This is a genomic window from Thiobacillus thiophilus (assembly GCF_055378705.1).
Window position 1 is genome coordinate 2,370,975 of sequence record NZ_AP042404.1, and the last position, 12,789, is coordinate 2,383,763.

10 protein-coding genes are annotated in these 12,789 nt (G+C 64.0%); 4 read left to right on the top strand and 6 right to left on the bottom strand.

Going from position 1 to position 12,789, the window contains the following annotated elements:
• Positions 1-7 precede the first annotated feature (7 nt).
• From ACZ41T_RS11685 to ACZ41T_RS11705, 5 genes are all read right to left on the bottom strand, one after another.
• A complete protein-coding gene (locus ACZ41T_RS11685) occupies positions 8-157 on the bottom strand; it encodes a hypothetical protein (protein ID WP_464921566.1) in 150 nt (49 codons plus the stop codon).
• Complete coding sequence (modB, locus tag ACZ41T_RS11690) at positions 154-837, bottom strand: molybdate ABC transporter permease subunit (protein ID WP_464921567.1); 684 nt, start codon at positions 835-837, stop codon at positions 154-156. Before modB ends, ACZ41T_RS11685 begins: the two co-directional genes overlap by 4 nt.
• A 9-nt stretch (positions 838-846) precedes the next feature.
• Entirely contained in the window at positions 847-1,671 is an 825-nt protein-coding gene (gene modA, locus ACZ41T_RS11695) for a molybdate ABC transporter substrate-binding protein (protein WP_464921568.1), read from the bottom strand.
• A gap of 444 nt (positions 1,672-2,115) precedes the next feature.
• Positions 2,116-2,472, bottom strand: a complete 357-nt coding sequence (locus tag ACZ41T_RS11700; protein ID WP_464921569.1) for a winged helix-turn-helix domain-containing protein — start codon at positions 2,470-2,472, stop codon at positions 2,116-2,118.
• Positions 2,469-3,404 carry a LysR family transcriptional regulator gene (locus ACZ41T_RS11705; RefSeq protein WP_464921570.1) on the bottom strand — a complete coding sequence of 312 codons (936 nt, stop codon included), beginning with the start codon at positions 3,402-3,404 and terminating at the stop codon, positions 2,469-2,471. Before ACZ41T_RS11705 ends, ACZ41T_RS11700 begins: the two co-directional genes overlap by 4 nt.
• A gap of 80 nt (positions 3,405-3,484) precedes the next feature.
• Here ACZ41T_RS11705 and metE point away from each other — a divergent pair, with 80 nt between their 5' ends.
• From metE to ACZ41T_RS11725, 4 genes are all read left to right on the top strand, one after another.
• Positions 3,485-5,749 (top strand): 5-methyltetrahydropteroyltriglutamate--homocysteine S-methyltransferase, encoded by a 2,265-nt coding sequence (gene metE, locus ACZ41T_RS11710; protein ID WP_464921571.1) that lies wholly within the window; start codon positions 3,485-3,487, stop codon positions 5,747-5,749.
• 212 nt (positions 5,750-5,961) lie between these two features.
• Positions 5,962-7,341, top strand: a complete 1,380-nt coding sequence (locus ACZ41T_RS11715; protein ID WP_464921572.1) for a TolC family protein — start codon at positions 5,962-5,964, stop codon at positions 7,339-7,341.
• Positions 7,338-8,450: an efflux RND transporter periplasmic adaptor subunit gene (locus ACZ41T_RS11720; protein ID WP_464921573.1), complete on the top strand. Its 1,113-nt coding sequence runs from the start codon at positions 7,338-7,340 to the stop codon at positions 8,448-8,450. The genes ACZ41T_RS11715 and ACZ41T_RS11720 overlap by 4 nt, the downstream gene beginning before the upstream one ends.
• Positions 8,447-11,518, top strand: a complete 3,072-nt coding sequence (locus ACZ41T_RS11725; RefSeq protein ID WP_464921574.1) for an efflux RND transporter permease subunit — start codon at positions 8,447-8,449, stop codon at positions 11,516-11,518. The genes ACZ41T_RS11720 and ACZ41T_RS11725 overlap by 4 nt, the downstream gene beginning before the upstream one ends.
• A 340-nt stretch (positions 11,519-11,858) precedes the next feature.
• Here ACZ41T_RS11725 and ACZ41T_RS11730 read toward each other — a convergent pair whose 3' ends face one another.
• Complete coding sequence (locus ACZ41T_RS11730) at positions 11,859-12,626, bottom strand: transposase (protein WP_464921575.1); 768 nt, start codon at positions 12,624-12,626, stop codon at positions 11,859-11,861.
• Positions 12,627-12,789 lie beyond the last annotated feature (163 nt).

Sequence of the window (12,789 nt, forward strand, 5' to 3'; positions counted from 1 at the left end):
TCTGGCTTCAATGTGCGTGCTGGAACACTTTGACGGCGGCGATCGGCAGGATGATCCCTGGTCCGGCCAGCAGCAGTCGGGTCGGCACCCAGCCCAGCAACAGGTCGCCGATGCCGGCGCCGACACGGTCGGTTTGTCCGGGGGTGACTTGGGTCATGGCGTGCCCCGGAGCTTGTTGGGCTTGAAAGTGTAAAGCGCCAGCAGCACCAGAAAGGAGAAGATCACCATGCTGCCGGCCAGCCAGTGTGCTTCGGCATATTCCAGCGCCTCGACGTGATCGTAGATTTGCACTGAAACCACGCGGGTGACGCCGGGGATGTTGCCGCCGATCATCAGCACAACGCCGAATTCGCCCACGGTATGGGTAAAGCCGAGGATGCTGGCGGTGAGAAAGCCGGGCCGGGCAAGCGGCACCACCACGCTCCAGAAACTGTCCCAGGGGCTCGCGCGCAGGGTGGCGGCCACCTCCAGCGGGCGCGTGCCCAGGGCTTCGATGGCGTTCTGGATCGGCAGCACCACGAAGGGCATGGAATAGAGCACCGAGGCCACCACCAGCCCCCAGAAAGTGAACGGCAGGACACCCAGCCCGAGCGACTGGGTCAAGTGGCCGATGGGACCGTTCGGCCCCATCGCCACCAGCAGATAAAACCCCAGCACAGTGGGCGGCAATACCAGCGGTAGCGCCACCACTGCGCCGACGGGCGCTTTCCACTTCGAGCGGGTTCTGGCCAACCACCAGGCGATCGGCGTGCCGATGACGAGCAGCAGAATCGTGACCAGACCGGCCAGTCGCAGGGTCAGCCAAATCGCGGTGAGGTCGGTATCGGAAAAGCCCATGATCCTGGATCAGATTTCGTAACCATAGGATTTGATGATGGCCTTGGCCTTGTCGCCCTGCAGATAGGTCATCAGCGCCTCGGCGGCGGCATTGCCCTTGCCGCTGGTCAGGATTACCGCGTCCTGGCGAATCGGGGTATGCATCTTACCGGGCACGACCCAAGCCGAACCGCTGGTAATCTTGCCGTCCTTCATGACCTGCGAAAGCGCGACGAAACCCAGATCGGCGTTACCCGTCATCACGAATTGGTAGGTCTGGGCGATGTTTTCTCCTTGCACGAACTTGGGCGTGAGTCGATCGAGCAGTCCCATGCCGGCCAGTACCTCGACGGCGGCCTGGCCGTAGGGAGCAAGCTTGGGGTTGGCGAGGGCAAGTTTGTTGAACTGGCCGTTCTTCAGTACTGCGCCATTGGCGTCGACCCAGTCCGCCCTGGCCGACCACAGCACGAGCGTTCCAATGGCGTAGGTGAAGCGGCTGGCGGAGATGGCCAGCCCTTCTTCCACCAGCTTGGCAGGTTTTTCAACATCTGCCGAAAGGAAGACCTGGAAGGGCGCGCCGTTCTTGATCTGCGCATAAAACTTGCCGGAAGAGCCGAACGCCAGTTTGGCCTGGTGGCCAGTATCTTTGGCGAATTCAGCGGCGATGGCATTCATGGGTGCGGTGAAATTGGCGGCCACGGCGACCAGAATCTCTTCGGCGAGCGCGCTGGTCGATAGCAGCGAGGCAAGCAAAAATACGAAGAATTTAAACTTCATCACGACCTTGCCGTTGACTGCGCCTTTCTGAACGGTTTTGACGGTACCGGGAAACTGGTTGCGTGCACGGGTTTGCATGGTTGATTTCCTGATGCGGGGTTCAGAGGGAAATGTGCCATCAAGCGGGCAGAGCCGGATGACGGTGGCCGGACGGAAGTTCGGATGGGATATGCGGCGCGGGTCTGTAGCCGGTCGAATAGCCGTCGCAACTCGTGCAGCCGGGTGGCTTGAGATCGTTCAAACCCAGCTGACGTTGTTGCAGCCATTACATGGAAGACCCCAAGTGAGTGAAGCGTGGGAATTGAAATTTTTTCGATGTAGCCATTGTGTCATATCGAAAATAAAATCTGCAAGCTTTGAATTAACCTGACAGCGGCAGTAGCAGGCGCGCACCGCCAAAACCCGCCGCGTCAGAAATGGCCACCGCAGCAAAGGCGCACAGAAAAGCAGCAGGGCCGCCATCATGGCGACGATCAATGACGTTGGATCAACCCTCGGGGGAATGAGGCAAGGATCCGGGACTCAGGACGAATCGGTATGCGTCGCCAGATGCCGGCTCAATTGGGCCATCTCGGCATCGGTCGCCTTGTGTGCGCGGGCTTCCAGACGGTGATACAGGGCGATGACCTCCAAAGCCAGCGGGGACAGCGCCGCGCCGCCGCCGTGGGCGCCGCCCTTGCTGGCCTCGACCAGCGGACTTTTGAAGCAGCGGTTCATCGTGTCGACCAGATGCCAGGCACGCTTGTAGCTCATACCCATGCTGCGACCGGCAGCGGCGATGGAGCCGGTGTCATGAATGGCTTCGAGCAGTTGCACCTTGCCGGGGCCGAGCGCGATGTCGTCGCCGAGGATGAGGCGGAAGCTGAGGCGGGGCGTCATGCTGCGATGATAGCCGGTTGAATCCCCGGCAGCCGTGCAAAGCTGTCGCGTTTCACGGTTTCGATGAAGTCGGTGACATAGGTGCGCGCCGCGTCGGCTTCACGCACCGCGACGTGCAGTTCGGCCCACAGACCGTGCTTCCCGATACGGCGCGCGGCGACATAGCCACGCTCAAGGTAGGGCGCGACCGCCCACGCCGGCAGCGCGGCCAGGCCGCGACGGCTGGCGACGAGCTGCAGGATGGCCACCGTCAATTGCGCCTCGCGCCGCGCCGGCTTGATCCCGGCCGGTGCGAGCACGCACCGGATCAGATCCAGCCGGTCTTCCGGCACCGGATAGGTGATCAGGGTGTGATCGGCAAAGTCGGCTGGCAGCAGCCATTTTTTTGCCGTGAGCGGGTGGCCCGGCGGTAGCAGCGCCAGCATCTCGAAGCCGAACAGGGGTCTATATGCGACGCCCGCACGCGGCACGGTGTCCGAGGTGATGACGAGATCGGCGCGCCGGTCCAGCAGCAGGCCCACGGGGTCGGCCTGGAAGCCGCCCAGCAAGTCGAGCTCCACCCCGGGCCAGACGTCGCGGTAGCTGTCCATTGCCGGCATCAGCCAATCGTAACAGGTGTGGCATTCCACCGCGATCCGCAATTCGCCGGCGTCGCCGTCCTTCAGCTTGGCCAGGTCGCGCAGCGCGGCGTCCACCTGCGGCAGCGCGGCATGCGCCAGCGCCAGCAGGCGACGCCCGGCGGCAGTGAGCTGCGGCGGCCGCGCCGCGCGTTCGACAAGCGGCAACCCCAGCGCGTCTTCCAGCGCTTTCAACTGGTGCGACACCGCCGACTGCGTGAGGTGCAGGCGTTCGGCCGCGGCGGTCAGCCCGCCCGCTTCCGTTACCGCCTGCAACAGCCGCAGATGACGCAACTCGACATGAGATTTATTCATGCAAATGATTAGGAATATTCGTTTGTCTCATGTTATTCGCATTGGCATGATGGTGTCCATCATTACTTGGGAGCACGCACATGGCACTGGCACACGTATTGGGCGTTCCACGCATCGGCCCGAACCGCGAACTGAAATTTGCGCAGGAATCATTCTGGCGCGGCGAGATCGACGAGGCTGCGTTGCAAGCCGTGGCCAGCGGTATCCGCCAGGCGAACTGGCGACGCCAGCATGCGGCCGGGCTGGATTTCGTGACGGTAGGGGACTTCGCGTTCTACGACCAGATGCTCAATCACGTCGCGCTGCTCGGTTGCGCGCCGCAACGCTTCGGCTTCGACGCGACGCTCACACTCCCGCAATATTTCCAGCTGGCGCGCGGCAATGCCGCGTGCCATGCGATGGAAATGACCAAATGGTTCGATACCAATTACCACTATTTGGTGCCCGAGTTTACGCCGGACACGCACTTCGCGCTCGACCCCGGCTGGTTGTTCGACGAGGTGGCCGAGGCGCAGACGGCCGGATTTTCCGCCAAGCCGGTGCTGATCGGTCCGCTGACCTTCCTGTGGCTGGGTAAGGAGAAAGCGGCCGGTTTCAATCGCCTCGACCTGCTCGACCGGCTGCTGCCGGTCTATGCACAGATTCTGGCGCGCCTGCAGGCGCAGGGGGTCGAATGGGTGCAGATCGACGAGCCGATACTCACACTCGATTTGCCCGACGCGTGGCGGTCGGCTTTCGAACGCGCCTATCACGCCCTCAACAGCGCGGGCGTCAAGCTTCTGCTCGCCAGCTATTTCGGGCCGTTGCGCGAGAACCTGCTGGCGGCGCTGAAGCTGCCGGTGGCCGGCGTGCATGTGGATTGTGTGCGCGGCGGGGACGAGCTCGCCCAGGTAGTCGACTGGCTGCCCGCCACCAAGGTGCTGTCGGTTGGCGTAATCGATGGCCGCAATATCTGGAAGACCGACCTGAACGCCGTGTTCGATCGCTTCGAGGCCCTGCATGCCCGCCTGGCCGACCGGCTGTGGTTGGCGCCCTCGTGTTCGCTGTTGCATGTGCCGGCAAGCCTGGCGGGCGAAACCGCACTGGACGCGGAGGTCCGTGACTCGCTGGCATTCGCCGATGAGAAGATCGCGGCCTTGTCCACGCTGAAAACTGCGTTCAATCAGGGGCGTCAGGCGGCGGCTGCTGAACTGTCCGCAAATGCCCGGGCGCTGGCGTCTCGCCGGGATTCATCGCGAGTGCACGACGCGGGAGTCGCTGCGCGACTGGCCGCCCTGACACCCGTTCACAACGGGCGCAACAGCCCGTTCCCGGTTCGCCAGTCCGCACAGCGTGCGCGATTCAAGCTGCCGGATTTTCCGACCACGACCATCGGCTCATTCCCGCAGACGCCGGAGATCCGGCATGCGCGCGCCCGTTTCAAGGCGGATGAACTCAGCGAGGCCGATTACACCGCTGCCATGCAGCACGAGATCAGGCGTGTCATCGAGAAACAGGAAGTGCTGGAGCTCGACGTCCTGGTTCACGGCGAAGCCGAACGCAACGACATGGTCGAGTATTTCGGCGAGTTGCTGGCCGGCTTTGCGTTTACACAGAACGGCTGGGTGCAGTCCTACGGCAGCCGTTGCGTCAAGCCGCCGATCATCTACGGCGACGTATCGCGCCCGCAACCGATGACGGTGGCGTGGGCACGCTATGCGCAGTCGCTGACCGGGAGGCCGGTGAAGGGCATGCTGACCGGTCCGGTCACGCTGCTGCAATGGTCGTTCGTGCGCGACGACCAGCCGCGCGCCACCACCGCGCTGCAGATCGCGCTGGCGATCCGCGATGAGGTGGCCGACCTCGAGACGGCGGGCATCGGCATCATCCAGATCGACGAGCCGGCTTATCGCGAAGGCCTGCCATTGAGAAAGGCGGACTGGGCCGCCTACCTCGACTGGGCGAGCGGCGCGTTCCGCATCAGCGCATCGGGCGTGAACGATTCGACGCAAATCCACACCCACATGTGCTATTCGGAATTCAACGACATCCTGCCCGCGATTGCAGCGATGGATGCCGACGTCATCACCATCGAGACCAGCCGCTCCGACATGGAGCTGCTGCGTGGCTTCGGCGAGTTCAACTATCCCAACGAGATCGGCCCCGGCGTGTACGACATCCACAGCCCGCGCATTCCCGATGTGGCGGACATGACGCGTCTGCTGGAAAAGGCCGCCCAGGTGATCGCGCCCGACAAGCTCTGGGTCAACCCCGATTGCGGACTGAAGACGCGCGGCTGGGCCGAAACCGAGACGGCCCTGCGCAATATGGTGACGGCGGCACAGGTCTTGCGGCAGCCGCATTGATTATGGCGCTGTCGCCCATCGCACGTCAGACGTAGTGCGTCTTCAGCGCAACGATGCGTGCGGATAACCTGTGTCTGCCTGGGCATGAAAGGCCGTAATGGCTGTGCGTGCGGTCTTGCAGTGCGAAACAGAACTCGTTGAGCGGTTCGCCGTCGGGTCGGAGACTCGTTTAGAATCCCCGCACCTTGAAACCCGTTCCGCATTGCCTTCTTTTGTGCGTATCGCTTGTGCTGTGGCCGTCGTGGGCCCAAGCGTCCACGCTCGTCCTGCCCGAGCGTCCCGGTACCTTCTGGTCGCAAGCGGATGAATTGTCCCTGCCGGCTGCGGCGCCCACGGCGCCCACCGGTGTCGTGCGCTTTGCCAGCCTGGCCGCGCTGACCGATCATGCACTGCACGAGCGCGCGGAGACGCGTGCGGCCTGGCTCGGCATCCAGGCCGAGGCGGCGCGGCTGGATGCCGCCAGCGCGGCCAACTGGCCGACGCTCACGGGGCAATTGAGTTTCACCCAGAGCCGCGCACTGTCCAGCTCGGGCGTGCAGGTGCCCACGCTCGAGCGCTACGGCCCCAGTCTCAGTCTGGCCTATGTGCTGGTCGACTTCGGTGCGCGTGCCGCCAGCATCGATGCCCAGCGCTATCAACTCATCGCCAGCCTGCTGACCGGCAACCGTACCCTGCAGGATACGGTCGCCGAAGTGGAGGCCACTTATTTCGCCTTGCTGGCCGCGCGTGCGCAGGTCACCGCCCAGACCCAGCAGGAAACTGCCCTGCGCGCCAGCCTCGACGCCGTCGATGCGCGGCTGCGGGGTGGGCTGGCGTCGCGTGCCGACCAGTTGCGCGCACGCGCTGCGCTGATTGAGGCCGAGCTGGCACGCCAGGCTACGGAGCGCGACCGGGCCAAGGCGGAAGCCGCGTTGAAACAGGCTGCGGGTATTGCCCAGACGCAAACGCTGGAACTGGGCTGGCAGGCGGTGCCGCCGGATCCCCTGGCGACCAATACCCTGTTGGGCGATCTGTTGCAGGAGGCGCAGCGCAATCGACCCGATCTGCAAGCCCTGCTGGCTGCCGCGACCAGTGCCCACTTCGAGGCCGAGCGTGCACGCGCGGCCTACTGGCCGAGTCTGTCGCTGACGGCCAACACCGGGCGCACACTTTTTTTGGACAGCGACCGCTCGCCGTCGACCACCTATAGCCTCGGCATGAATGTGACGATACCGCTGTTCGATGGCGGGCGACTGGCGGCGCAGGCACGCGCCGCCGAGCGCGACGCCGAACGCCTGCAGGCCGATGCCGAGGCGCAGCGCAGCCAGGTTGCGCTGGCGGTGGCGGAAGCCTATTACGATGTGCGCCAGGCTCAAGCCCAGCGCGAAGGGGTGGGGGCGCAGTTCGACAGCGCCAGCGAATCGGTGCAGGCAGCCGAAGCGCGCTACAAGACCGGCGTCGGCAGCCTGCTCGAATGGCTGACCGCCCAGGCCGATCTGGCGCGCGCGCAGCAGGCGCAGGCCCAGGCCGACAGCGATTGGCTGGCGGCATTTTCCCGTTTGAACTACGCGCTGGGCCGCCTGCCCGTCGTCTCTTCTGCGAGCCCGCCATGAAATTACGCATCCTGTTGATCGTCGTCGCACTTGGATTGATTGTGGGGGTGGCCTATCGTATCCAGCAATCGACGACAGGCGACAAGAAGGGCGGCGGCGATCGCGCACTCAGCGTCAGGACGGTCCCGGTGGCGGTGCGCGACTTTCCACGGGTGATCGATCTGCCCGGTACGCTGGAGGCAGCGCAGCAGGTCGCCATCGTCGCCCAGACCGGCGGCACCGTGCTGCGCCAGCAGGTGCAGGAAGGCGACGCCGTGCGTGCGGGGCAGGTACTTTTTACCCTGGATACCCGTCCGGCGCAGGCGCGTATCGCACAAAGCCAGGCCACGCTGGACGGTGCCCGCGCCGAAACGGCCGATGCCGTTCTGAAACTCGATCGCCTCAGCCCGCTGATGGAATCGGGTTATATCAGCCATCAGGAGTTTGCCGATGCCCAACTGGCGCTGGAATCCGCCCGTGCGCGCGCCGGTACCGCGCGCGCCGAACTGGAGGCGGCGCAACTGGATGTGGCCTACGGACAGATTCGTGCTCCGATCGACGGGCGCGTCGGACGCATCGCCGTACGCCCCGGCACGCTGGTGCAGGCGGGCGGGACGCCGCTCACGACGATCCTGGCGCCCGGTACGCTTGACGTGCGGGCCAGCGTGTCGCAGCAGGACTGGCCCGATCTTGCGGCCGCACGTACGCACGGCAAGGTGACGGCCAGGGTGTTCCGGGATGCGGACCGCATCGCACAGGCGCGGGGCGAACTCGTGTTTGTCGATTCGCAGATCGATGCCACTACCGGTGCGGTACCGGTCAAAGTGCGGCTGGCCGGGACGCCGGCCAGCCTGCTGTCGGGGCAGGGCGTGCGGGTGCGTCTGCTGCTGGGGGTCGAGCCGAACGCCAAAGTGGTACCGGAAGCCGCGCTGCAGCACGCGCAGGACGGCACGTATGTCTATGTGGTACGCGGCGGCAAGGCCGTGGTGCAACCGGTGAGCGTGACGCGCAGTCTCGACGGCGAGGAGGTGGTCGAAGGTGAACTGCGTGCCGGCGAGCCGGTGCTGATCGAGATTCCGCAACGCCTCAAGGCGGGCAGCAAGGTCAGGCTCGAAGGCACGCAGCAATGAATCTGTCGCGGATCTTCATCGAGCGCCCGGTCGCCACGCTGATGCTGGTGCTGGCAATGGCGCTGTTCGGCGCGATCGCCTACAGTCAGCTGCCGGTGAACGATCTGCCGCAGGTGGATTTCCCGACCTTGCGTATCAGCGCCTCCTTGCCCGGCGCCAATCCCGGGACCATGGCCAACACCGTGGCGACGCCGCTGGAGCGGCAACTGGCGACCGTGGCGGGAATCGAGTCGATGAGCTCGCAGTCGGGCCAGGGCTCGACCAGCATCACGCTGCAGTTCGAGCTCGGGCGCGATATCGATGCCGCCGCGCAGGACGTGCAGACCGCCCTCGCGCAGGCGGCGCGCAACCTGCCGCAAGGCATGGACCCGCCCCAGCTGAGGAAGATCAACCCGGCCGATTCGCCCATCATGTATCTGGCCCTGTCGGCCGAACGCCTGCCCTTGACCGAACTCGACGCCATCGCCGATTCGCGCGTGGCGCAAAAGCTGTCCGGTCTGTCCGGCGTGGCGCAGGTGCTGGTGTTCGGCTCGCAGAAATACGCGCTGCGCCTGTATCTCGATCCCGCCAGGCTGCAGCAACGCGGACTGACTTTTGCCGACGTGATCCAGGCGGTACAGGATGCCAATGCCAATCTGCCGTCCGGCGCGCTCGACGGGGCCAGCCGCGCCTATACGGTGAAAGCGCCGGTGGCGCTGGCCAATGCGGCGGACTTCGGCGATATCGTCGTCGCCTATCACGACGGCACCGCGCTACGGGTGAAAGACCTTGGCCGGGCCGAGGATGGCGTCGAGAACGACAAGCGCAAGACCTGGTACAACGGCACCCGCGCCATCGTGCTGGCGGTACAGCGCCAGCCGGGGGCGAACACGGTCGCGGTTGCCGACCGCATTCGCGCGATGCTGCCGCAGATCGAGGCGGAACTGCCAGACGGCATTCGCCTGCAGGTCCATTTCGACCGCTCGCGCTTCGTCAAGGATTCGCTGCACGAGGTGAATTTCACGCTGCTGCTCGCACTGGGGCTGGTGATCCTCGTCATCTTCGCCTTCCTGCACAACCTGCGTGCGACGCTGATCGCGGCGCTGGTGCTGCCCAGCTCGCTGCTGGGGACCTTTGCCTTCATGCAGCTGCTGGGCTACAGCCTCAACAACCTGAGCCTGATGGCGATCACGCTGGCGATCGGCTTCGTTGTCGACGACGCGGTGGTGGTCATCGAGAACATCTCGCGCCATCTTGAAATGGGTAAATCGCGCATGCAGGCTGCGCTCGACGGCGCGCAGGAGATCGGCTTCACCGTGCTGTCGATGACGCTCTCGCTTGCTGCCGTCTTCCTGCCCATCCTCTTTATGGGCGGCATGATCGGGCGGCTGTTCCAGGAATTCGCAGTCAGCATCGGCGTCGCCGTGCTGCTTTCCGGCGTGGTGGCGCTGACGCTCACGCCGATGCTGTGCGCGCGGGGGCTGGTCAACCAGCCGCTCGACAACCGTCTGTCGCGCCTGTTCGATGGCGGCTTCAATCGCTTCCGCGATTTCTACGGAGACACCCTGCGCGCCTCGATGCGCCACCGGGGGGGCATGTTGCTGCTCTCGGTCGTCGTGCTTGCTGCGATGGTGTGGCTGGCCGGTCACGTCAAGCAGGGGTTCATTCCGCGCGTCGACTCGGGGATGATTTTTGCCAGCGTGCAGTATCCGGAAGGTATTCCGTTCGACGAGCTGAGTAAGCGCCAGCAGACACTCGCCGCGCTCGTGCAGAAGCACCCGGCGGTCGAAGGCCTGATGTCGAGCGCCGGTCAGGGTGGCGGCGGGGTGACCGGCGGCAACATCGGACGCCTGGTGATACGGCTGGCCCCGCGCGGCACGCGCAAAAGCGCGGATGAGGTGATCGACGAACTACGCGCGATCACGCGTAAAGTCAGCGGCGTCAACGTCACTCTGCAGAACCCCGCATCGATCAATGTCGGTGCGCTGTCCTCCAGCAGCGATTACCAGCTGACGCTCACCTCGGGCGATTTCGAGGCACTGAAAACGGCGTCGGCCGAGGTCGAAAAGCGGCTGGAAGCACTCCCCCAGATCGAGGACGTCGACAGCAATCTCGAACTGCGCAACCCCGAACTGCGCGTCACGCTCGATTCGCTGGAAGCCGCCCGGCTCGGCATCACCTCCCAGCAGGTCCAGCAAGCACTGTACGACGCGCTGGGCGGACGCCGCATCAGCGAAATCTACGGTACGAGCGATCAGTACGAGGTGAGCGTCAAGGCGCTGCCCGAAGCGCAGCTGGATCCGGCGGTCATCGGCCAGCTGCCCTTGAAAACGGCGGCGGGGGAAATCACGCGGCTGGATGCCGTGGCCCGGGTCGATCCGGGCGTGGGCCCGGTCGCGGTCTATCACTACGGCCAGCAGCCGGCGGTCACCCTGTCGTTCAATCTCACCCCGGGCGCTTCGCTCGATGCCGCGCTGGCCGCGGCATACGATGCCGCCAGCGAAGTCGTGCCGTCCGAGGTGGCACTGGAATTCACCGGCGCCGCCCAGAAGTTTCAGGAATCGACCGTCCAGCTGCCCTTGTTGCTGCTGTTCACCGTGGTCATCATCTACATGGTGCTGGCGGTGCTGTACGAGCATCTCGGCCATCCCCTGACCATCCTCACCGCGCTGCCGCTGGCTGGGTTCGGCGCGTTGCTGGTGCTGCTGCTGACCAATAACGAACTCAATATTTTCAGTTTCGTCGGCATCATCCTGCTGGTCGGTCTGGTGAAAAAGAACGGCATCATGATGATCGACTTCGCGCTGGCCCGGCAGCGCGCCGGACTGAGTGCCGAGGATGCCATCGTCGAGGCCTGCCTGGTGCGCCTGCGGCCGATCATGATGACCACCTTTGCCGCCATCTTTGCCACCCTGCCGATCGCCATCGGCTTCGGCGCGGGTGGCGAGGCACGTCGTCCGCTCGGTATTGCCGTGGTCGGCGGCCTGTTCTTTTCGCAGTTCCTCACGCTTTACATCACGCCCACGTTCTATGTCAGCATGGCGCGGGCGGAAGCGGCGCTGCGGCGCTGGCGTACACGCGTTGTCTGAATGCGGAGTATTTGACCGGAAGGGAAGTGGCTTGAGTACGGGTACATCCGACCATGATCGTGAATCCATGATCAGGAATGAACGGGACTGGTTGAATGGCCTCAAAAGCATCGCGGATGGTCATGAGGGGTACGGCTTCGTAACACGAGCAGTCACGTTGTCCGCCGAGCGGTTAATGTGGGAGGTGAAGGGGCCAATCCGGATGCCGTTTCCATTACGCGTGGCTTGCCGTTCGCCGACGAGCAGAACACCTTGTGGGACAGCCGCTACAAGTCCTCACTGGTCCAGGCCGAAACCTACCTGCTTGCTTGCCAGCGATACATTGAACTCAACCCCGGAATCAAAGGGGCCGGGCCCTGAGGTTTCCCCACGAATCACACAGCCATAGCGCATTGATTGCGGCACTCGCCTGACTTCGCAGCACATGCCAGCCTGGCCAAGCGCTTTTGAGTTTTCGCAACAACGTGGGCGAATCGATCACGCGCTTTGCCAGCATCATCACCGATAGTTCCGCCCGGCCTTTACGGCATGTGCTCGTCAATTGCAGATACAGTTGCGCGCTCTTTGGGGCCTCACCGATCAGTCGTTTAGCCACTTGCGCGATATGACCGATCGGGAGCAGTGCTTGCAAACGCTGCTGTCCATGGCTACGCGACAACGCCAATCCCGCACCCAAGACGGCATTCTTCGTGTCACGAAACGCCTCCTCAATGCGCATGCGCTGGGTATAGAGTCTGATCACAGCCTCAGCGCTTAAATGTCCAAGGCTCGGGGCGCTGCTCAACAGCCAGGGCTCACGGTAGCGGGATGCGATTTTCCGGGCAGTGCTGTTGTTCTTTACCTTGCCGCTGGCGTAGCGATGTTTGCGGCCTTTGGGCGCATGCCTGACCAGAATCAGACGGCACTTGAGCGGACTGTTTCGTACGGTTTCAAACGCGCCCAAATCTGCTGCTACGGTACACGCTTGTTGATACAGAAGCTTTGCGGGTTGCCAGTCTTCCGCCTCGGTCTTGCGCACGAAATCGCGGTTACGCACCCGCCCCAGCCATTGCCAGCCTTGCGCTGCGATCAGTCGAAACCATGTGTTGCGAAATCCGGCATCGGTCATGACGATTGGGGGATGCGTACTCTTGCCAGGCGCTTGATGAAGCGCTTAATCGCGAACCCTGTTTCTTCGGCGAAGAAGACTACCCATTCTTCCATAAATGTTGCATTTGGTTTTTGAGTACGGCCTTCCTATACTTCACCCGCCACCGCGTTCTCAACTCACG